General features: G+C 61.5%; 22 protein-coding genes. 11 read left to right on the top strand and 11 right to left on the bottom strand.

Annotated elements, in window-relative coordinates; genetic code table 11:
* Positions 1-69: 69 nt before the first annotated feature.
* Complete coding sequence (locus BJI67_RS16925) at positions 70-699, bottom strand: phosphatase PAP2 family protein (RefSeq protein ID WP_197513011.1); 630 nt, start codon at positions 697-699, stop codon at positions 70-72.
* A 461-nt stretch (positions 700-1,160) separates the two neighbouring features.
* On the opposite strand from BJI67_RS16925, the gene BJI67_RS10425 reads away from it, so the two are divergent.
* Entirely contained in the window at positions 1,161-2,015 is an 855-nt protein-coding gene (locus tag BJI67_RS10425) for an MOSC domain-containing protein (RefSeq protein ID WP_070072969.1), read from the top strand.
* A 34-nt stretch (positions 2,016-2,049) separates the two neighbouring features.
* Here the strand turns inward: BJI67_RS10425 and BJI67_RS10420 are convergent, their stop codons facing one another.
* Positions 2,050-2,724, bottom strand: coding sequence for a Crp/Fnr family transcriptional regulator (locus tag BJI67_RS10420; protein ID WP_070072968.1), 675 nt, complete (start codon positions 2,722-2,724; stop codon positions 2,050-2,052).
* A 160-nt stretch (positions 2,725-2,884) separates the two neighbouring features.
* Here BJI67_RS10420 and BJI67_RS10415 point away from each other — a divergent pair, with 160 nt between their 5' ends.
* Complete coding sequence (locus tag BJI67_RS10415) at positions 2,885-3,298, top strand: group III truncated hemoglobin (RefSeq protein WP_070072967.1); 414 nt, start codon at positions 2,885-2,887, stop codon at positions 3,296-3,298.
* Positions 3,295-3,849 (top strand): hemerythrin domain-containing protein, encoded by a 555-nt coding sequence (locus tag BJI67_RS10410; protein WP_070072966.1) that lies wholly within the window; start codon positions 3,295-3,297, stop codon positions 3,847-3,849. The genes BJI67_RS10415 and BJI67_RS10410 overlap by 4 nt, the downstream gene beginning before the upstream one ends.
* Positions 3,850-4,031: 182 nt before the next feature.
* On the opposite strand, the gene istB is transcribed toward BJI67_RS10410, so the two are convergent.
* Positions 4,032-4,775, bottom strand: a complete 744-nt coding sequence (istB, locus tag BJI67_RS10405) for an IS21-like element helper ATPase IstB (protein ID WP_070071329.1) — start codon at positions 4,773-4,775, stop codon at positions 4,032-4,034.
* Positions 4,776-4,788: 13 nt separating this feature from the next.
* Positions 4,789-6,306 carry an IS21 family transposase gene (gene istA, locus BJI67_RS10400; RefSeq protein WP_070071328.1) on the bottom strand — a complete coding sequence of 506 codons (1,518 nt, stop codon included), beginning with the start codon at positions 6,304-6,306 and terminating at the stop codon, positions 4,789-4,791.
* A 108-nt stretch (positions 6,307-6,414) separates the two neighbouring features.
* Here istA and BJI67_RS17830 point away from each other — a divergent pair, with 108 nt between their 5' ends.
* From BJI67_RS17830 to ubiV, 4 genes are all read left to right on the top strand, one after another.
* Entirely contained in the window at positions 6,415-6,591 is a 177-nt protein-coding gene (locus BJI67_RS17830; RefSeq protein ID WP_197513003.1) for a hypothetical protein, read from the top strand.
* A 142-nt stretch (positions 6,592-6,733) separates the two neighbouring features.
* Positions 6,734-7,357, top strand: a complete 624-nt coding sequence (locus tag BJI67_RS10395; protein ID WP_070072965.1) for a TatD family nuclease-associated radical SAM protein — start codon at positions 6,734-6,736, stop codon at positions 7,355-7,357.
* A gap of 33 nt (positions 7,358-7,390) precedes the next feature.
* The gene (gene ubiU / locus BJI67_RS10390; RefSeq protein ID WP_070072964.1) at positions 7,391-8,401 is read left to right on the top strand and encodes a ubiquinone anaerobic biosynthesis protein UbiU; all 1,011 of its coding nucleotides are present in this window, start codon (positions 7,391-7,393) and stop codon (positions 8,399-8,401) included.
* 16 nt (positions 8,402-8,417) lie between these two features.
* Entirely contained in the window at positions 8,418-9,317 is a 900-nt protein-coding gene (gene ubiV / locus BJI67_RS10385; RefSeq protein ID WP_070072963.1) for a ubiquinone anaerobic biosynthesis protein UbiV, read from the top strand.
* A 46-nt stretch (positions 9,318-9,363) separates the two neighbouring features.
* On the opposite strand, the gene ubiT is transcribed toward ubiV, so the two are convergent.
* On the bottom strand, positions 9,364-9,936 hold the full coding sequence (ubiT, locus tag BJI67_RS10380; RefSeq protein WP_070072962.1) for a ubiquinone anaerobic biosynthesis accessory factor UbiT: 573 nt from the start codon (positions 9,934-9,936) through the stop codon (positions 9,364-9,366).
* 290 nt (positions 9,937-10,226) lie between these two features.
* Here ubiT and BJI67_RS10375 point away from each other — a divergent pair, with 290 nt between their 5' ends.
* Positions 10,227-10,445, top strand: a complete 219-nt coding sequence (locus tag BJI67_RS10375; RefSeq protein ID WP_156782107.1) for a hypothetical protein — start codon at positions 10,227-10,229, stop codon at positions 10,443-10,445.
* Positions 10,446-10,465: 20 nt separating this feature from the next.
* Here BJI67_RS10375 and BJI67_RS10370 read toward each other — a convergent pair whose 3' ends face one another.
* The 4 genes from BJI67_RS10370 to BJI67_RS10355 form a co-directional block, all read right to left on the bottom strand.
* Positions 10,466-11,167 carry an anaerobic ribonucleoside-triphosphate reductase activating protein gene (locus tag BJI67_RS10370; RefSeq protein ID WP_070072960.1) on the bottom strand — a complete coding sequence of 234 codons (702 nt, stop codon included), beginning with the start codon at positions 11,165-11,167 and terminating at the stop codon, positions 10,466-10,468.
* Positions 11,149-11,349 carry an anaerobic ribonucleoside-triphosphate reductase gene (gene nrdD, locus BJI67_RS10365; RefSeq protein WP_070072959.1) on the bottom strand — a complete coding sequence of 67 codons (201 nt, stop codon included), beginning with the start codon at positions 11,347-11,349 and terminating at the stop codon, positions 11,149-11,151. Before nrdD ends, BJI67_RS10370 begins: the two co-directional genes overlap by 19 nt.
* A 40-nt stretch (positions 11,350-11,389) precedes the next feature.
* Positions 11,390-13,471: a ribonucleoside triphosphate reductase gene (locus BJI67_RS10360; protein WP_070072958.1), complete on the bottom strand. Its 2,082-nt coding sequence runs from the start codon at positions 13,469-13,471 to the stop codon at positions 11,390-11,392.
* A gap of 322 nt (positions 13,472-13,793) precedes the next feature.
* Positions 13,794-16,952 carry a bifunctional diguanylate cyclase/phosphodiesterase gene (locus BJI67_RS10355; RefSeq protein WP_083250806.1) on the bottom strand — a complete coding sequence of 1,053 codons (3,159 nt, stop codon included), beginning with the start codon at positions 16,950-16,952 and terminating at the stop codon, positions 13,794-13,796.
* Positions 16,953-16,985: 33 nt separating this feature from the next.
* On the opposite strand from BJI67_RS10355, the gene BJI67_RS17455 reads away from it, so the two are divergent.
* Positions 16,986-17,186 (top strand): hypothetical protein, encoded by a 201-nt coding sequence (locus BJI67_RS17455; protein ID WP_156782106.1) that lies wholly within the window; start codon positions 16,986-16,988, stop codon positions 17,184-17,186.
* Positions 17,187-17,419: 233 nt separating this feature from the next.
* Here the strand turns inward: BJI67_RS17455 and BJI67_RS18285 are convergent, their stop codons facing one another.
* Positions 17,420-17,737: an ArsR/SmtB family transcription factor gene (locus BJI67_RS18285; RefSeq protein WP_407922816.1), complete on the bottom strand. Its 318-nt coding sequence runs from the start codon at positions 17,735-17,737 to the stop codon at positions 17,420-17,422.
* Positions 17,738-18,106: 369 nt separating this feature from the next.
* Between BJI67_RS18285 and tnpC the strand changes: the two genes are divergently transcribed.
* Together tnpC and BJI67_RS10345 are read left to right on the top strand one after the other, a co-directional pair.
* Positions 18,107-19,537 carry an IS66 family transposase gene (gene tnpC, locus BJI67_RS10350; RefSeq protein ID WP_070071330.1) on the top strand — a complete coding sequence of 477 codons (1,431 nt, stop codon included), beginning with the start codon at positions 18,107-18,109 and terminating at the stop codon, positions 19,535-19,537.
* Between the two features lie 372 nt (positions 19,538-19,909).
* Positions 19,910-20,152 carry a hypothetical protein gene (locus BJI67_RS10345; RefSeq protein WP_070072957.1) on the top strand — a complete coding sequence of 81 codons (243 nt, stop codon included), beginning with the start codon at positions 19,910-19,912 and terminating at the stop codon, positions 20,150-20,152.
* Positions 20,153-20,208: 56 nt separating this feature from the next.
* On the opposite strand, the gene BJI67_RS10340 is transcribed toward BJI67_RS10345, so the two are convergent.
* Positions 20,209-20,556, bottom strand: coding sequence for a DUF488 domain-containing protein (locus BJI67_RS10340; protein ID WP_197513001.1), 348 nt, complete (start codon positions 20,554-20,556; stop codon positions 20,209-20,211).
* Between the last annotated feature and the right edge of the window lie 13 nt (positions 20,557-20,569).

Below are 20,569 nucleotides of genomic sequence, written 5' to 3'. Positions count from 1 at the left end.
CATGATGAGGGGCTGACAGATCGCCGCGTGTCGATGAAAACGTGAGTGATTCAGTCGGTGTTCGGTCAGTCAATTGGAATGTAAAACCCATAGCTGGGCTGCGAGCAGGCCTGCAGATAATCCAATAAAGGTTCCGGCAATGACGTCGCTCACAAAATGCCACTCGCCGGCGACTAACAAGGCGGCCCCAAACAAAAGAAGTGCGGAAAGCGGGAGAATGCTTTGTCGATATAGACGCATGAATACGCCCGCAAACGGCGCTGCAAGCGTCATGTGGCCAGATGGAAAAGTGCTGTGCTCGGAGCCGGCAAAAAAGTTGAAGGTGTGCCTGGCACCATCCAAGACCTTGTCCGGTGTCGGAACGCCAAATAGTGGTTTCAATACATTGCTGTCTATTGCGTAAACGCTAATCGAAGCAAGGCAGGCCAAACCTACGGCTTCGGCAAGTGGCGGCAGTTTCTTGTTGGAAAATAAACAGACAATCGATAAACCTAAAATCGTGGTTGCTTCTAAAAATAAGATAATGGTGCTGGCGAAATCTTCGCTGGCTGGTTTGATAATTGCGTTTAAGTAGTGTTTTGATCCGGAAAAGAATTGTGCTACGGGAATATCTACGTAAGAAAATGAAAACCATATGGCGGCTACGCACGAAACCAGTGCCAGAATCCAGATTTGAAGGTATGTGAGGCGTGTTTTCACTGATTTCTCACTATGAGTGGTAACGTTTGCCGTAGAGCATGCATTGGTAGCCCGCAGGTGTGAGTTGTCAAGCCTGTTGCCGTTGCGTGCGATCGTTTCCCGGGGAGATTATGGTCGGGTGGTTTTATAACTTGTGAGCATATGCCTGGTCATTGGGCTGTCGGTCCGATTTTGGGCATGACGAAAACTTGATGCGATATCTGTCAGGACGAGACTGATATCTCTCGACGCGAGAAAATTGGCAGTCAGTGGCTGATTGTGCATCTTCAAACTCGGAGTCGTTGTTTCTCTACTTGAAGCTTGAAGAAATTATTGCAGTTTCGATGTTAGCGCACGCCACTCATCGATACGACACTCTCGTATGAAATACGTGTTACACATGCCAGCGCCTTGATACAACGTCTGCCTCCCGGCACGTAATCTGCTTGCCAATTACGCATCACTCAGGGCAAGGAGACATCGTGGAGCAGATCGGTATCATCAGGGAGATATGGCGCTATCCGGTCAAGGGCATGGCGGGCGAGGCGCTGAACGAGGGACGCCTGATCGCTGGTGGGGGTGTCGAGGGGGATCGTCTGTGGGCCTTGCGCGATACCGCGCGGGGCGAGATCCAAAGCTGCAAGTTTCGGCCCGAACTGCTGCGTTGCGACGCGCGACTGCGTGCGGACGGCAGCGGTCATGTCGATGTGACGTTTCCCGAGGGCGATGTGGTGGGCAGCGACGATGGCGACATCCACGCGTGTCTGTCCGCGCTCACCGGGCGCTCATCGACCCTCGAAGCCCTGCGGCCGCTTGGGGACGGCAGCTTCTACCGGCGCCACAAAGCTGACGACCACACCTGGTTCGAGGAACTCAAGGCGACCTTCGCGCGTCTGCCGGGCGAGCCATTGCCGGATTTCAGCGGTGCGCCACCTGAGTTTTCGGAGTATGTCTGTCAGCCTGGGACGTTCTTTCTGGTCACGCCGTTCCATTTGGTAACCACCGCCACGCTGGCTCGGTTGCGCGCCTCGAATCCTGCTGCGGACTGGAACGTGCGCCGTTTCCGGCCGAACGTCGTGATCGAGACAACGGCCGAGGCCGAGGGGTACGTCGAGCAGGATTGGATCGGGCGCAAGCTACATCTGGGTTCGGCCCGGGTGGATTGTACGGAGACGACGCCGCGCTGCGGCGCGGTCGCACGCAAGCAGCGCGGACTGTCGGAGGACGCCTCGATCTTGCGCAGCATTGTCCGCGAAGCGGAGCAGAACCTGGGCATCTATGGCACGGGGCTGGAAACAGGCTGCCTGCGCGTTGGCGATCCCGTCTATCTGGTCTGAACGCGGCCAAGCGGCGGTTCGGACGTTCAGCGGATCATGGGTGCAGGGTGGGCGCAGCGGCCAGCCGACGCAGGCCTCGTACATCGAGCAGGCGCAGCTTGCGTTCGTGCATCTCGATCAGCCCGCGACGCTGTAGTTCGGTGAGTAGCCGTGACAGGGTTTCGGGCTTGATGGCGAGGCGTGCGGCCACCACGGCCTTGCTGGCGGGAAGCTGCAGGTCGTCGCTGGGACCGGCAAGTGCCAGCAGGTAGGCGATCAGACGGTGATGCGCGCTTTCCAGGGTCTGCGCCTCGATTTCCGTGAGCAGACTCTGGATGCGTCCGGTCTGCTGGGCGAGCAGAGCGAGGCAGGTAGGCGGCGAGTCCTGCAGCAGGGCGCGGAATGTTGCGGTGTCGATCGCGAGCACTTCGCTGGCTTCCAGCGCCTGTGCCGTGACCGGGTAGACTGGCGGGTCCATGAATGCGACGCCTTCGGCGAAGGTGGTCCCAGGCTGGACGATGTTCATGACCTTTTCCTCACCATGCCGGGACAGCATGAAGAGCTTGATCGCGCCCGTGCGTAGCCAGAAAAACGCCTCGGCCGGGGAGCCGGCAGCGAACAGCGTCTCACCACGCTCGAGTTTGCGGTGCTTGACGTGCCTGGACAGGGTCTGACGCTGCCCGTCGTCTAGCGCCGCCAGCAGTGCGATATTGTTCAGGTCCTCGGTCATGTCTCGCCGGTAGCCGGTATTCAGGTGAAACCCACGGCAGTTTAGTGTATTGCGCCTGATGCGGACTCGTGTCACCCGGCCCTTGATCTGAATCAATGCTCCACATGGGGTGACGGTGCGACCATGCAACGCAATTCCGGGACGACTGGAGGCGATTCGCTTGAGCGACGAGGCATTGGATGGACAGCGGGCGACACGCACGCTTCGCCCCGAGGCGGAATACATCGGCCTCGCCGCGATCCGCGACGTGATTTCTGCATTTTATACACAGGCCCGGCGCGACCCGGTGCTGGGGCCGCGCTTCGCTACGGTGCGCGACTGGGCCAACCATGAGGCGCGATTGACGCACTTCTGGTGGGTAGCCCTCGGCGGACGCGCCTATGCCGCTTACCGCTATCGGGTAGTCGAAAGGCATCGTACGGCCGGCGTCACCGAAGATGACCTGCAGCGCTGGTTTACGTTGTTCGGCACCTGCGTGCGGCAGCGCTTGCCGGGGCCGTATGCTGAACTCTGGTTGCGCCGTGCCCGTGCGATGGGGCGGGTACTGACCCAGGTTGCGGGGAAGCTGACATGATGCTGTTTGCCGACACCGCGGCCGGGTTCGACGATCCACTCGGCCTGCTTGCCGCTTGCCATCGCAGGATGGAAAGTTTCTGCACCACCCTGGAAAAGCTGGAGGCTCATGTCGACGCCTTCGGTGCCGACGACGAGGCACGCACCGCAGCTCGTCGAGTGCTGGAATATTTCGACCGCGCCGCGCCCCAACATCATGCCGACGAGGAGATCGATCTCCTGCCTTTGCTGGAATATCGCGCGGATACGGGGGAGACGCGGGCTGCGGTGGCTGCCTGGGCCGCGCGCACGGCGGACGAGCACGGAGGTCAGATCGTGGCCTGGCACAGGTTGCGCGAGGCGCTTGTCGCGCTAACTGAAAAACGTGCCGCGGACCCGCTGGCGCCATCCGTCTTTGTGTCAGCGGTGCGTTCGCACTACCGTTTCGAGGATACCGAGGTCTTTCCTCTCGCAAACGCTTTGCTGACCCCGTCCGACCTTGTCCGTCTCGGTCACTGCATGGCGGAACGCCGGGGCAGGGCGCTGACGGAACAGGACCGCTGGAGGGCATGAATACGCCATGCGCAGACCGCGATATAGCGGCTGAATCCAGGCTAAATCCCGCTATGCGAAAAACGAATCATTTCTCGTCAGGTTCAAGTTGCGCATTTCGTCGAAGGTGACCGCCGATTTCGGTGAACGTGACCGCTGCTCTCATTGGTTGCGCACTGGAGTGGTTTTTCTATCCTGAGCGGTCACGATCCGTCAACCGGAGCCTGGATCTTGCGCATGGACTCGCCGGTCAGGTTGAGTCGGTGTGAGCCGTGCAGGAGGCGGTCGAGGATAGCGTCGGCCAGGGTGGCTTCACCGAGGTAGTCGTGCCAGTGTTCGATAGGCAACTGGCTGGCGATCAGGGTGGAGCGTCGGCCGTGGCGATCCTCGATGACTTCCATCAGGTCGTTGCGCTGTGCGGTGTTGAGCTTTTGGATGCCCCAGTCGTCGAGGATCAGCAGGTCGGTTTTGAGGAGCTGGCCCATGAGCCGGACGTAGGAGCCGTCGCCGTGGGCGATGCGCAGCTGCTCGAACAGCGCCGGCAGGCGCAGGTAGCGCACCGACAGGCCGCGCCGGCAGGCCTGATTGCCCAGTGCGCAGGCGAGCCAGGTCTTGCCGCAGCCGGTCGGTCCGGTGAGGCACAGGTTCAGTGCCTGGTGTATCCAGTCGAGGCTGGCCAGTTGGGCCATGCGGGGCTTTTCCAGGCCCCGGCGGTGGTGGTAGTCGATGTCCTCGACGCAGGCCGGCACGCGCAGGCGGGCGGCCTTGAGCAGGCGGGTGAGGCGTCGGTTCTCGCGGTGCAGCACCTCGTGCTCGATGAGCAGGGCGAGGCGCTCGTCGAAGGACAGCGCATGGGTCTGGGGTTGGCCCTGTTGTTGCTCGAGGGCGGCGAGCATGCCGGTGAGGTTGAGGGTGCGCAGCTGTTGGCGGGTCTGTTGATTGAGCATGGCGTGGAGCTCCTCAGTGATAGTAGTTGGCGCCGCGGACATTGGCGTGCAGGGGCAGTGCCTCCTGGGCCGGGCTCTGATCGAGGGGCTGTTGGTCAAGGCCGCGGGCGAGGATCGACTTGACGCTCTGGTAACGGGCCGAGTCGATGGCCAAGGCTCGAGCGCAGGCCGCCTCCAGGCGCGCCGGGCGGTAACGCCGAGCGAGGCTGAGCAGCCCCAGGCAGGCGCGGTAGCCGTGCTCCGGATGAGGCCGGTCGGTCAGCTGGCGGCGTACCACCTCGGCCGTGCTGGGGCCGATCTGGCTCGCCCAGCGCAGGAAGCGCTTGGGTGACCAGTCACGGTGCACCTGATGGGTCTTGGGCATGTGCTCGGTGACGGTGACGTAGCGGCCCGGGCCGTGGTGGCGCGGATGCAGGGCCACGCGCTGACCCCGGTGCAGCACCTCGATCGTGGTGGCGGTGATGCGCAGGTCCAGCACCTGGCCGACCAGGGCATGCGGGACGCTGTAGCAGCGCTTGTCGACCTCGACGTGGTAGTCGATGCCGGGCCGGGCGCGTCGCCACTCGGCGTAGACGTAAGCCTCGCCCGGCAGCGGGCGCAGCGCGGGCCGATCGAGGCTCTCGAACAGGTCGCGACGGCTCTCGGTGCGACCCTGGAAGAGCCGCTCGTTCAGTTCAGGCAACAGCGCGGCGATGGCCCGGTTCAACTCGGCCAGCGAGAAGAAGCGGTGGTGGCGCAGCCGCGCCAGGATCCAGCGCTCGACCACCTGCACCGCCACTTCGACCTTGGCCTTGTCCTTGGGCTTGTAGGGCCGCGCCGGCAGCACGGCGGTGCCGTAGTGCGCCGCCATCTCGGCATAGGTGGCGTTGAGCTGCGGCGCGTAGCGCTCGGCGCGCTGAACCGCCGCCTTGAGGTTGTCCGGCACCAGCAGCGCCGGCACCCCGCCGAAGAAGCCCAGCATGCGCTGGTGGGAGGCGATCCAGTCGGGCAGCGACTGGGTCCAGGTAGCCTCGACATAGGTGTAGCTGGAGGCCCCGAGCACGCCGACAAAGATCTGTGCGGTACGCACCTCGCCGGTGTGACGGTCGACGATGTCGACCGTGGGCCCGCAGTAATCGATGAAGACCTTTTCCCCGGCCTGATGGTGCTGGCGCAGGCTGCGCTTCTGCCGCTCTCGCCACTGCCGGTAATGGTGACAGAACTGGGTATACGCGTACGCGCGCTCGCCGTGCGCGGCGCAGTACTCGGCCCAGAGCAGTTGCAGGGTCACGCCCTTGCGCTTGAGTTCCTGATGGATCTGGAAGCCGTCGGGGACGACGAACCGGCTCGAGGGCGCCTTGGCGGGAAACAGACGTGCCTCCAGGGCGGCCTCGTCCATGTCCGCAGGCAACGGCCAGGTGATGCCTTGAGCCCTGGCCAGGTTGACGTACTTGTTGACCGCGCCCTTGGACAGGCCGCAGGCGCGGCTGATCTGCGCGTGGCTGAGTTGGGCTGCGTATTTGAGGCGCAGCACCTCGATGACATGCTTCATTGGAATCCTCGCTGCCGGCACCGCTGTCTCCTTGAGTGAGCAAAGGAGCGCGGTTGTGCCGGAATAAGTGAAAGAATTCCAGTGGCTTGGATGAGATGACGGAGGAACGTGACCGCCGATTTCGGAAAAAGAGCCGAAATCGGTCACGATCAAACGAAATGGCCGGTCACGTTGATCCGAAACGGGCGGTCACGTTCGAGCGAAATGACCGGTCACGTTGCGCCGAAATACGCATCAAGTGCGATAAAAGCTGTTGCGCTTATTTATATGAAATTAGAGGGATAAAAAGTCATCAGTAAATCGGCTTCTGGAAAAATAGAACATTTGTATAGACTTAAATGCTTATCTAGATTGATGTGAGTCAATTAGGCGGTTCCGGTTTGGTGCCTATAGTGCAACACGACTGTGCTTGCGAAGGGTGGCCAAAATGAACGGAACATGTACCGCTGCTGATGCCGTTTACGCCTACAACCTGAATGGCAACTGCTATCTGAACTTAACCAACCGGTGCTCGCTGCGTTGCCGTTTCTGTCCGAAATTCAACGGACAATGGGATGTCAGAGGGTATGGCCTCCGCCTGCACGGGGAGCCGGACGTGGATACATTGATGAGCGAAGTGGAAAACCAACCCGAAGCCTGCGACGAGGTGGTGTTCTGCGGACTCGGCGAGCCGACGCTGCGCTTAGGCACGGTACTCGAAACCGGCCGTAGACTGCGCGAGCGAGGTTATCGGGTACGACTCAACACGGATGGTCTGAGCAACTACGTTTACGGTCGCGACCTGCTGCCTAGACTGGCGGAATCGGTGGATGCGATTTCGGTTTCGCTCAATGCGCAGACCGCCGCAGTGTATGCGGTGAACTGTCGACCTAAGACGCCGGATGCCTATGCCGCCGTGCTGGATTTTCTGTATCGGGCTCCCGACGTGGTGCCTGACGTGACCGCAACCGCGGTGGCGGGCTTGCCCGGCGTGGACATGGATGCCTGTGCGGAAATCGCGGACAAGATCGGCGTCGGCTTCCGCAGGCGGGAGCTGGGGCACGTCGGGTGATCCGCTCGGAGCGAATTTCCGGATCCGATATCCATGGGTGTTGACCGCCTGCCCGAACTCGTCTGTCCCGCAGGCGGCCTGCCCGCGCTGCGGGCGGCGGTCGACGGTGGTGCGGATGCGGTCTATCTGGGATTTCAGAACGCCACCAACGCGCGTAATTTCCCCGGCCTGAACTTCTCCGATGCCGAGATCGCCCGCGGCATCGATTACGCCCATCGTCACAATTCCAAGGTTCTGCTGGCGCTCAATACCTATCCGCAGGCGGAAACCTGGAAGCAGTGGACGGCGGCCGTCGATGCGGCCGCTGGGCTGGGCGTGGATGCTGTGATCATGGCCGATCCGGGTCTGCTCGGCTATGCCGCCGATCGGCACCCAGCGTTGCGTCTGCATCTGTCGGTGCAGGGATCGGCCACCAATCCACGGGCGCTGGCGTTCTATCGCGAGCGTTTCGGCGTGCAGCGGGCCGTGCTGCCGCGGGTGCTGTCGCTGCAGCAGGTGCGCACCATCGTCGAACAAAGTCCGATGGAAATCGAGGTGTTCGGCTTCGGCAGCCTTTGCGTGATGGTGGAGGGGCGCTGCGCGCTGTCGTCCTATGTCACCGGGGATTCGCCGAACACGCGCGGCGTGTGTTCGCCCGCCCATGCGGTTCGTTGGGAGGAAACCGGGGCCTGGCGACAGGTCCGCCTGAACGGCGTGCTCATCGACCGCTACGCCCCCGACGAACCGGCGGGCTACCCCACGCTGTGCAAGGGGCGTTACCGGGTTTCCGGCGCCCCGGATTACGCGATCGAGGAACCGACCAGCCTCAATGTGCTGGATATCCTGCCGCAGCTGGTACAGGCCGGCGTGGCAGCGATCAAGGTCGAGGGCCGCCAGCGCAGCCCGGCCTATGTCGGCGAGGTCACCCGGGTGCTTAGGCAGGCGTTGGACCGTTGTGTCCGCGATCCGGGCGGTGTCGTCGATCCCGCCTGGCGCCGCTCGCTGGACAAGCTTTCGGAAGGACAGAGCCACACCTTGGGTGCCCTCGACCGTCCCTGGCAGTAAACGGGAGGAACGTGAGATGAAACTGGCATTGGGCCCGCTTGGGTATTACTGGCCAAAGGAGCGCATGCAGGCGTTCTACCGCGAAGTTGAGTCCTGGCCGCTCGATATCGTCTATCTGGGCGAGGTGGTTTGCGCGAAACGGCGCAGTTTCGGACTGCGCGATTGGCTGGAAGCGGCGGACCGGCTCGCCGCGGCAGGCAAAGAGGTCGTGCTGTCCACACTGGCGCTGGTCGAGGCGGCATCGGAACTGGCCATGCTCGAGCGCATCTGTCGCAACGGCCGTTACCGGATCGAGGCCAACGACATGGCAGCGGTGCAGGCGCTGTCCGGCGAAACGCCTTTCGTCGTCGGTCCGCATGTGAACTGCTACAACCCCATGGCCCTGGATCTGCTCGTTGAGCTGGGTGCGTTCCGCTGGGTCTCGCCAGTGGAGATGTCGGCGGAATCGCTGCAGGCGATGCGGGATGAGCACCCGGAGGGCGTGGAGATCGAGGTGTTGGCCTACGGCCGGTTGCCGCTTGCCTTTTCCGCGCGCTGTTTCACTGCGCGCGACGCGGGTCTTGCCAAGGATCGTTGCGGGTTCCGTTGCGGGGATTTTCCGGAGGGCCTGCCGTTGTCGACCCAGGAGGGGTCGGCATTGTTCACGGTCAACGGCGTGCAGCTACAGTCCGCTCTGCCGTGCAATCTGCTGGCCGATTTCCCCTCCCTGCAGGCGCGGGGCGTGGATGTCTTGAGGGTGATGCCTCAACAGCAGGGCACGGCGGACATCGTTTCGGCCTTCCGGGGCGTGATCGACGGACAGAGCAAGGTGCCCGAGGCCTGCGATGCCCTGCGGCCATTGAGTCCGGAAGGCTATTGCAACGGCTACTGGCATGGCGAGCCCGGCATGCTCTGGGCGCCGACTCCGCGGGCCTGATGCGAGATCAGGGAAAGGAAAACTGCTCTGTCGTGAATATGCGGCGCTAGATAGACTCGGAGCGGTCTCGCGGGGCGATTGCACGGACCACGAGCCGATGCACCCGCTGGGCCGCCGGGCTGCGCACGGCCTTCCCGGCAAGGCGTTTGGCCGGCGCGGGTCCCGGCAGTTCGGCCAGACGCGCCTCGAGATCGAAATCCAGACTGTCGAGCAGGTTCTTCACCGCGAGCCCTGTTTCCGTGGCTCCCTCAATGATCAGCCTGCGGTGGAAGAACAGGGTGTCCGGGTCCTCCAGGCGCAGCGCCAGCCGCAGAAAATCCTCCAGCGAGCCACGAATGCGCACGTCGCAGTCTTCGATTTCGCTACGTACGTAGTACAAGCGGTCTCGATAAATCCGAAAACACCAATGGTTCCCTGTGTCCTCGATCTGAATGCCGATATGCCGCCCTTCGAGGTCGGCTGCCCTCGCGGCCAGTGCCTGCCTGTCCACTGCGAGATTGAAACCGCGCGCCAAGGCTATGCCATGGAGGGCGTTGGGCGTGACCCTGAGCAGCAGGGCGAGCGGATGCGAGGAAGCTGCACCGACGGTCGCTGCGGGCGGGGAGGCATGATGGGGCATAAGGGCCTTTCCTGAGAGTCTCTACCGGCGTCAGCTTGCACCTCGTTTAGCATATGACGCTTGACCGAGATCAAGCGCGTGTCCGGTCAAGCCACAAGGTCGATGAACCCCATCAACGAATAGCGTGTCGCAACTTATGAGGCAGAGTTGCAAGACATGCGGATGACGCAGGTTTGCGATCCAGCAGCGTATGCATGCCGGTGTAACGGTTTTGACCGACCGTATGTGCCGGTGCCGTCAGGGCTCCGCTTCTACCAGGGACATACCCGTCATCGAGAGGAGGCCTTGCCATGAATACAGTCACCCACGAAACGCCATCGAATCAGAGTGTGGGTATTCGATTCGACGGCACAGGGTCAGCACCGACGATCCTGATCATCGTCGCGGTCATCGCTACCGTCGGCTACCTGAACAACGTCATCGACGTCGATGCGATCAAGCATTTGGCGGAGCTGCGCGGCATCGGTGCAACGATGCCGCTGTTGGGAGCGATCTTGGGCTTCGTCTAAGCCTCGTGCGGGCTCTGGATTCAGGGCCCGCCTGTTCTGAACTCGAACGATTCGAACCAGGGGCCGACAGTTGCCGCCGCCTGATGCCAACCAGGGTCTGGCGGTGCCTCGATGAGCGGTCTGCCCGCAATGTCGGTCGAGCGCCTAGCCTGCCAGGCGTAGTGACGCACCCCGAGACCGGCCAGCAACCCGGCGAAGCGGGTCAGTTTCTCGGGCGTCGCGTCCGCATAGAGCGTAGTGCGGACCTCGTATCCAAGCCCGCTACCGAGCACGATCTCCAGGCTGCGGCGAAAGCGTTCACCCGCGCCGCGGGCGTGGACGATCGTAGCGTAATCCTCCAGCGGACCCTTGGCGTCCAGCGCGATCCAGTCGAGCGTGTCCAGTGCCGCTTCCAGGCGGGTGGGGTAGGCCCCGGCGGTGTGCAGCCCAGTGGCATAACCCATGGACTTGACCACGGCGAGCGCAGGGCGCAGGCCGGACTGCGCGCAGGGCTCTCCGCCGCTGAACACCACGCCGTCGAGCAGTCCACGGCGCTGCGTCAGCATGGCCTCGACCCGTTCCCAGGCAGGACCCGCCGTACGCCCTTTGCCCGGCTGCAGAGGTTGGTTGTGACAGTAGTCGCAGCGCCAGGGGCAGCCCTGGCAGAACACGATCGCCGCCAGACGATCAGGGAAGTCGAGGGTGGTGAACGGTGTGAAACCGCCTATGCGCAGGTCGTGCACGGTGCGGCTTCCGCCTCGACCGGCTCGCGGAAGTGCCGGCGCTGGGCATGCTCCGACTGTTTGCCGGGATTGAACTCGGCGACGGGACGATGATAGCCCATCACGCGGGTCCACACCTCGCAGCGCTGGCGTTCCTCGTCCGGCAACTGGGTTTCAGGGACGTATTGAAGCGTTTCGTTCATGGGATGTCTCCTCTTCTCGGATATTGGATGGGATGGGGTATCAGTGCACGGCCGTCCGTTTGCGTGCCAGCAGTTCCTCGTCGCAGTGCGGGCAGAATTCGTGCTCCCCGGCGAGATAGCCGTGTTTCGGGCAGATGGAAAAGGTTGGGGTGACCGTGAGATAGGGCACCCGGAAGCGCTCCAGCGAGCGTTTTACCAGCAGCTTGCAGGCCTCCGCGTCGGAGATGCGTTCGTTCATGTAGAGATGGAGCACGGTGCCGCCGGTATAGCGCTGCTGCAGTGCCTCCTGGCGTTCCAGCGCGTCGAAGGGGTCGTCGGTGAAGCCGACCGGGAGTTGGCTCGAATTTGTGTAGTAGGGCTTATCCTGAGTGCCGGCCTGCAGGATGCCCGGCAGGCGCTTGCGGTCCTCCTTGGCGAAGCGGTAGGTGGTGCCCTCGGCCGGCGTGGCCTCCAGGTTGTAGAGGTGCCCGGTCTCCTCCTGGAAATCGACGATGCGCGCCCGCACGCGGTCGAGAATGCGGCAGGCGAAGGCGTGGCCCCAGTCGGTGACTATGTCGTGCGCATCGTCGGTGAAGTTGCGGATCAGTTCGTTGATGCCGTTGACCCCGAGCGTCGAGAAATGGTTGCGCAGGGTGCCGAGATAGCGCTTGGTGTACGGGAACAGGCCTTCGTCGATGAAACGCTGGATGACCTTGCGCTTGATCTCCAGGCTGGATTTGGCGAGTTCGAGCAACGCGTCCAGGCGTGCGAACAGGGCCTCCTCGTCGCCACGATGCAGATAGCCCAGCCGGGCGCAATTGATGGTGACCACGCCGATCGACCCGGTCTGCTCGGCGGAGCCGAACAGGCCGTTGCCGCGCTTGAGCAGCTCGCGCAAATCGAGCTGCAGCCGGCAGCACATCGAGCGGACCATGTGCGGTTCGAGATCGGAATTGAGGAAGTTCTGGAAATACGGCAGGCCGTATTTCGCGGTCATCTCGAACAGGCGCGTGGCGTTGTCTGATTCCCAGGGAAATTCCGGCGTGATGTTGTAGGTCGGGATCGGAAAAGTGAACACACGGCCCTTGGCGTCGCCGCGCGTCATGACCTCGATGTAGGCGCGATTGATCAGCTCCATTTCGGGGCCCAGCTCGCCGTAGGTGAAGGGCATTTCCTCGCCGCCGATCATCGGATGCTGCCCTGCCAGATCCGTCGGGCAGACCCAGTCGAAGGTGAGATTGGTGAACGGCGTCTGCGTGCCCCAGCGCGAAGGGACGTTGAGGTTGAAGATGAGTTCCTGGAGGTGCTGCAGGATGGTGTCGTAGTCGAGCCGGTCCTTGCGCACGAAGGGCGCGAGGTAGGTGTCGAAGGAGCTGAAGGCCTGTGCGCCGGCCCATTCGTTCTGCAGAGTGCCGAGGAAGTTGACCATCTGCCCGACCGCGCTCGACAGATGTTTGGGCGGGCCGGCCTCGATCTTCCCCGGAACGCCGTTGAGACCCTCGGTCAGCAGGGTTCGCAGCGACCAGCCGGCGCAGTAGCCTGAGAGCATGTCGAGGTCGTGGATGTGCAGGTCGGCGTTGCGGTGGGCCTCGCCTACCTCGGGCGGATACACATGGCTGAGCCAGAAATTGGCGACTACCTTGCCGGACACGTTGAGGATGAGTCCGCCCAGTGAATAGCCCTGGTTGGCATTGGCGTGAACGCGCCAGTCGGCGCGGCTCAGGTACTCCTTGACCGAGGATTCCACGTCGACCAGGGTGCGTCCGTCCTGGCGCAGGCGCTGATGACGGTCGCGGTAGACCGCGTAGGCGCGTGCGACGGCGTAGCGGCCGGCGCGCATCAGTGCGAGCTCGATCTGATCCTGCACGTATTCGATATCGACGCAGCCGCTCTCGCCGAGGCGTCTTTCCAGGGCGTGCTCGACCGTGGCGGTCAGCTCGCGGGCCGTTTCCACGTTCCCCGCGGCGTTCGGTTCGGCCGCGAACAGGGCCTTGGCGATGGCTGCCTGGATGCGGGCAGGATCGAAGGGGGCATGCTGGCCATCGCGCAGGACGACTGTCCGGGGCCGTGCGGTTGGCGGGATGTTGAGGGGGGCGTGGGGGCGCGCGGCATGGCTGCTGACGGGCGTGACTTCGGATTCCATGGCGCCTCCTGAGCGGTGCTCGTCGGAAGTGGACGCCTGCGCGATCTGCGCTGGGAAGTCGCCTCGTCATCGTTCGTGTCTGCACGAGCCGGCTTCTTCGCGCGGCCGTGACGGTCGCGAAGGCCAGAGTTTCTCGCGAGACGGGTCAGCATCTAACGCGTCGCGCCGTGGCGGGCGCGCGGGTGTGGCCTGCTCGGGTCTGCCTTCCAGCGGCGCCTACCTGATTCCAAGGCCATAACGCCATATATGGTGTTTTTGGTGCAGACTAACCGCAAGATATGCCTATGATGGGGTGGTGTCAACCTGTGAGGACGGTTTGCCCTCAGGCGCGCAAGTGGCCTCTGTTGTCCTGTAGAAGTCGTTCGAACTTGGCCGGAGGCAGCGGTCTGGAAAACAGGTAGCCCTGTCCGTAGTCGCACGAAATGCGCTTGAGCAACTCGCGTTGCTGCTCGGTTTCCACTCCCTCCGCAATCACCTTGAGGCCGAGCTTGTGCGCCATGCTGACGATGGCCTCGCAGAGTGCCAGGTCGTTGGGCTCGGTTTCGAGATTGCTGATGAAAGACTGGTCGATCTTGAGATAGTCGATATCGAAACGTTTGAGATAGGACAGGGCGGAATAGCCGGTACCGAAGTCGTCTATCGCCACCTGGATGCCGGCATCGCGGAAGGCGAGTAGTTTATCGGTGACGCTGGGATGTGCATTCAGCAGCAGCCCTTCTGTGATCTCGATGCTCAGGCGTTGCTCGGCCACGCCGAGACTGCGCAGGTGAGCGAGCCAATCCTCGATCACCAGGACGTCACTCTGGAATTGAGCTGGAGACATATTTACCGAAATCTGCAGCTCGGTCCCGGCAAGTTCCGTCCAGCGTTGCAGACAGCCGGCTGCTTCACGGAAGACCCAATCGCCAATCCCGACAATCAAGCCGGTTTCCTCGGCCAACGGGATGAATTCGGCCGGGCTGATCGTGCCGTGCTCGGGATGATTCCAGCGCAGCAGGGCTTCTGCCTTGACCGTTCGGCGACTGGCGAGATCGATGATCGGTTGGAAATGGATTTCGAACTGTCTGTCTGCCAGTGCGCCAAGCAGATCGTTGATCAGGCGCAGGCGGTATTGTGCGGATTCCTGCAGCGCTTGGGTGAAGTAGCTCAGTCGGTTGCGCCCGGCGTTCTTGGCTGCGTACATGGCCTGGTCGGCGTTGCGCAACAGCTGTTCCACATCGGTCGAATCGTCGGGGTACAGGGTGATGCCGACGCTTGCCGTGACATAGGCTGAGTCGCGTCCGAAAACGAAGGGTTCCGACAGGGCGGCAATGATGTGCTGGGCGATGTTTTCGGCATCGCTGGTGTCAGCTAGCAGAGTCAGAATGAGGGTGAATTCATCGCCGCCCAGCCGCGCGACCGTGTCCGATTCGCGGATGCAGGCATGGATTCTTTCCGCCGCCTCGATCAGCAGCATGTCGCCGATGGGGTGACCCAGCGTGTCGTTGACCTCCTTGAAGTGGTCGAGGTCGATGAACAGCAGGGCAAGCCGCGAGCCTTCGCGGTGCGCCTTGCGCACCTCCTGCTCCAGCCGGTCGTGGAACATGTAGCGATTGGGTAGTTCAGTGAGAAAGTCGAAATTCGCCTGACGCCAGATCAGTTCGTCGGAGCGGACCTTGTCGGTGATGTCCGAACTCAGCGCGACATAGCGCTGAATCTCGCCTTGCTCGCCGCGGATGGTGTTGATGGTCAGCCAGGCCGGGAATATCTCTCCGTTCTTGCGGCGGTTCCAGATTTCGCCCTGCCACAATCCCTGTGTTTCGATCGCCTGCCACATCAATCGGTAGAACTCGGCGTCATGGCGGCCCGAGCGCAGGATCTTGGGGTTTTCCCCGAGAACCTCGCCGAGTTCGTAACCGGTGATTTTGGTGAAGGCGGGGTTGATCGCGATGATCCGGTTGTCGGGGTCGCTGACCACCATGGCCTCGCTGCTGCTGCGGTAGATGAGGGAGGCCAGGTGCCGTTCTTCTTCCGCTCGTCGCCGGTCCAGGGCGATGCCGATCAGGTTGGCGGCACTTTCGATGACGGCGATCTCATGCGGGCCCGGCGCCCGGGGCTGGCGGTGATAGATCGCGAAGGTACCGAGTATTTTGCCGTTTGCACTGCGGATGGGTTCTGACCACGAGGCGGCCAGTCCCGCGCGCGCGGCGATGCTGCGGTAGGGTTCGGGCCAGTACGGATGGTTGGCGATATCGTTTACCAGCACGCGCTGGCCGGTATAGGCCGCGGTACCGCAGGAGCCGCGTTCGGGGCCGATGGTCAGACCGTCGACCGCTTCGTTGTAAAAATCGGGCAGGCTGGGGGCTGCACCGGCATGGAGGGTCTGGCCTTCCTCGTCGAGCAGCAGGATCGAACAAAGCATCCCCGGGTTGTCAGATTCGACGTCGTGAATCAGCGCCAGCATCAACTTGCCGAGGGGAGCGCCCTTGGCCACTCGTTCAAGCGCCTGTTCGCGCATGTGGTCACGCGCCTCGGCCTGCTTGCGCGGTGTGATGTCCTCGACCAGCGAGACGATATAGGCAAGGTTCCCATCGTCGTTACGCACCGCGCGCGCCGCCAGGTGTGCGTACAAGTGGCTGCCGTCCTTGCGGATGAAGCGTTTGTCCAGGGTGTATTCGTCGATCTCCGCGGCGACCAGGCGCTTGAACAGTGCTTCGTTGGTGGGTAGATCGTCCGGGTGGGTCAGCGAGGCCCAGGTCCGATGGGTGAGTTCATCGCGGGTGTAGCCGAGCATACGGCACAGGGCATCGTTGGCCTCCATCCAGCCGCGGTTCGGGAGCGTGGCAGCCATCCCGACCATGGAGCGTTCGAAGTAGGCGCGGAAATGTTTTTCGCTGGTCGCCAGCGCATCGATGGCGGTCTGGCGTTCCTTTTCGCGATCGAAGTTGTCCAGAGCGAAACTGATGTCGCGGGCCATTTCGTCGAGCAGGGCGACGGTTTCGGCGTCGAAAAAGTCGCCGATGGTGTGATAGACGACCAGCTCCGCGTACGGCTGGCCACCGCGCTGGATGGGGAACGAACCGCTGCTGTTCCAGCCAAAGTGCCGCGCGTTCTCGTGCCAGGGCGCGGTCATCGGATCTTGCGCGAAGTGGTTGATGATGATTGGGCGGTTTTCGCGGTAGGCGGTGGCCGATGGCCCGCGTCCCTCGGGGAGGGATTCGTTGGTTGAAATGAAGATGTTTTGGACGTACTCGACGCCGACGCCGTAGGCCTGAACCGGCAGCAGGCGGTCGGCTTTGATATCCGCAACGCCGATCCAGGCCATGCGTGCCCCGCCGAATTCCACCGCCACGCGGCAAACCAGTGGGAAGAGCTCGGACTCCTCGCTCATCCGCACGATGGCCTGATTGACCTCGCTGAGCGCTTTATAGATCTGGGTTAGGCGCAGGACGCGTGCAGGCGATGGTGGTTCGCCCGAGGTCGGGGGTGTCAAGTCGCTCACGCCGAATACTCCCGGATGTTATTGCCGTTTTGCATGTCGGCCAATGCTCTACACGGCATTCTTTATGAATCATATCGAAAATATGGCGTATCAGTTTGGTCTATTTATGCAGAAGTGCAAGTAGAACACTCGGATGGCGATTGCATAAGTGATGTCAGTTCTGATTTAGCTGCCGCCGTTCTCGCGGCCTGCTATCCAGGCGTCGCTGCGGCGCTTGATATGGCTGCGACATGATCTGGCTGTACGTAGGGCAGACATGGCCTCACGACCGCCTTCGCCAGCCGGTGCATCGAGGCCTGATGCCAGCTCCGCCAGCAACAGCTCAAGATGGACGGGTTCGCAGGCGACGGGATGCTTACTTACCCGAGGCCTGAGGGTCGGCGGTTTCCTGGGGTCATCCCAGGAGTTTTCGATGACGAGGCAATGTGTCGCCTCTTGGCGTCAGCAAAACTGAGGACGCGGATTGCTTAGTTGTGACGAGTGCGGCGAGAGCAAAACACCTCACGTGCAGCATGAATGAGTTCCATCGTCCGACCATAACGCACCCGGTATAGGTGGCAGTTGCCGCGGCGGCGGCGCGATACAAGGCCGCTGCTAAGCAATACACCCAGATGTAGGGAAACATTGGATGGGGTGGTACCCACGAGACTCAGCAATTCCCGTATTCCGAACTCATCGTCTCCTATGGCGCACAGAAGTTTGAGCCTCATGGGATGGGCCATGGCCTTCAACCAACCAGCGGCCTGTTCCAAATCATCGTTTCGATGTGCCAGCTCTCGGGCCATCTGTGTGGCATGTGCGCTGACTTGAATCGCTGGATGTCTCATAGGCTTGTTACCTCATGCGTGTCTCGGCTAGCGAGCCATCTGCTTTATGCATGCATCAGTGATTTTGTAACTACTCAGTGAAAATAATTACAAAAAGTACTTGACAGGGTTTTTGGTAGTTTTTTTGAAAATATGGCGGCGCTGTAACGAGTGCGATTATTGGTCTCCGAAAGCGACAGAGGCGTAGTCTTCCTTGCGACATCACGCGAGGCACTGCCCCACCGTCAGTCAATTATTTTACGCCGCCAGATCGCCTTACAAACGAGAAAATTGGCACTTCAAAACCCGTGAGATAATAGCTTCATTACTTCTTTGGAGCAGTCTTGCGTGCGGATCGACGGCGTCGATATCGAGATCACCCTGGCACAGGTCAGGGCGCAACTGGAGCAGGAGAAAGACCTATCTCCGGCACTCCGCGCCAGTATCGAGATGATGCTCATGTTGTTCGTCGTGTTACTCAACCGTCTCGGGCTCAATAGCCGCAACAGCAGTCAGCCGCCGGCATCGGATCCCAATCGGCCACGCAGCCAGCGTGTGCGCTCAAGCCGACCTTCCGGTGGCCAGCCGGGGCACGTGGGCAAGACCTTGCGCCCGGTCGAGCATCCCGATGAGATCGAGGTCCTCAAGATCGATCGTCGTCGCTTGCCGAAAGGCTGCTATACCGAGGCGGGTTTCGAGACTCGCCAGGTTTTTGATATCGACATCAGCCGGATCGTGACCGAGTATCGGGCGCAGATCCTGGAGAATGAATCAGGCCAACGTTTTGTGGCTTCATTCCCGGAAGGGGTGGATAAGAAGGTGCAGTATGGTTCCGGCCTCAAGGCCCATGCCGTCTATCTGTCCCAATATCAGCTCTTGCCCTACAAGCGGATCCAGGATTACTTTGCCGATCAGTTGGGCATCCCTTTGAGCGATGGTTCACTGGTGAACTTCAATCGCGAGGCATTTACCCGCCTGGCGGCCTTTGAGGCGATCAGCAAAACGGCATTGGCCAAAGCCGTGTCCGCTCATGCCGACGAGACCGGGGTCAACATTGATGGCAAACGCCATTGGCTGCATGCTCTGTCCAATGCTGATTGGACGCATTATCAGGTCCACAGTAAGCGAGGCCAGGAGGCGATGGACGCGATCGGGATCCTGCCACGGTTCCGCGGTGTGCTGTGTCATGACCATTGGAAACCCTATTACCGTTATCGGGACTGCACCCATGCCCTGTGCAATGCCCACCACCTGCGCGAACTGGAACGAGCATTCGAGCAGGACGGACAACAATGGGCGGAAGCGATGGGCAAGCTGCTCAGAGAGATTCATCAGGCCGTCGAGAACGCTGGCGGCATCCTGCCGCTGACCGAGGCCAATGCTTACCGGCAGCGCTACCGAGATGTGCTCGAGGCGGGGCAACTGGAATGCCCTGAGCCGGAAAAACCACCCGACAACAAGCCTCGGGGGCGGATCAAGCGGAGCAAGGCCCGCAATCTGCTGGAGCGTCTGATGGCCTATGAAGACGATGTGCTGCGTTTCATGGTGGACGTCAATGTGCCGTTCACGAACAATCAGGCGGAGAACGATATCCGTATGACCAAAGTGCAGCAGAAGATCTCCGGCTGCTTCCGCAGCCTGGAGGGTGCCGCGATGTTTTGCCGCATACGGGGATATCTATCGACCTGCCGAAAGCAGGGGGTCACGGCTTCGGAGGCGTTGCGCCTAGTATTCGATCGCAAGCTACCGGCTTTTGCTCTGGCGATCTCTGAGAATTAGCTGAGTAGTTACGTGATTTTTAGAACTATCCCATGCAGCCTGTGCTCATGCAATAGCGATATGTTTGCAAGGAACACAGCCAGCGTATCTAAAGAACAGAGTCGGGAAAGTAGGCTTACGGCTGAATATCCCGCCGCCTTGATTTATATCAACACAACTAGCATGGGTATTCCTAATAATTCTTGCCCAATGCATGCATAAATGGTTTGGATGGGTGATCTCATTCTGGCTGTTTATTGCGCATTGGGTGCGCCGATCAAGCCACGTGAGATTGGTCAATCGGATGGACCTTACGGTGTGGCGGGGAGTCAGTCATCTAAGGGCGGGATGAAAAAGCTTCTAGTTACACCGATACCACGAGGCTTACAGAGGATGAATATTCCAGCCCACTCGCATGCCTTACCGCATCTGCATATTCCCACGATACATTTCATTATTCCGCATACGGTCGATCTGCCCGCCTGGTGGTGGATGGGGACATATATTCTGGTGCCCTGGTCGTGTTTCCTGGTCGTGCTGTGGTGGTTCAGCCGCCATTCTCGCCGCGAGGAGGAAGTGCGAATCCGACAGATCGAGGAAGTTCTCGGTAAGCCCGATACCTCGCAGGAATCCTGAGGCAGGCAAGTGCGCATGGGCGGCGGATACCGCCCTGCGCATCTTCAAGCACTGATCTACAGGCCATTAAGCCAGTCGGCGAGCACATGGGCGTTGTTGTGCTCGGTGTCGCGTGCCGCATACAGCAGCGTCAATCTGCCTTCCGCGGCCATTCGCCGCAGCAGTGCGGTTTCTTCTGGGAGGGAGGTCAGTTCGTCGCGGTAGCGCGCGGCGAACTCCGCATAGCGGTCCGGGGAGTGGGCGAACCAGCGGCGCAATGCGTCGGAAGGCGCGATCTCGCGCAGCCAGAGGTCGAGCGCGGCCCTGTTTCGGGCAATGCCGCGGGGCCAGAGGCGGTCGACCAGCACGCGCTGGCCGTCATTCCCATCGGGTGGGTCGTAGATGCGTTTGCAGCGGACGTCCATCATCCACCCCGGT

Origin of the sequence: Acidihalobacter aeolianus (assembly GCF_001753165.1) — a bacterium.
Classification (GTDB): domain Bacteria; phylum Pseudomonadota; class Gammaproteobacteria; order DSM-5130; family Acidihalobacteraceae; genus Acidihalobacter; species Acidihalobacter aeolianus.
The sequence above is the reverse complement of the archived record's forward strand: the minus strand, read 5'-3'. Positions and strand labels throughout refer to the sequence as shown.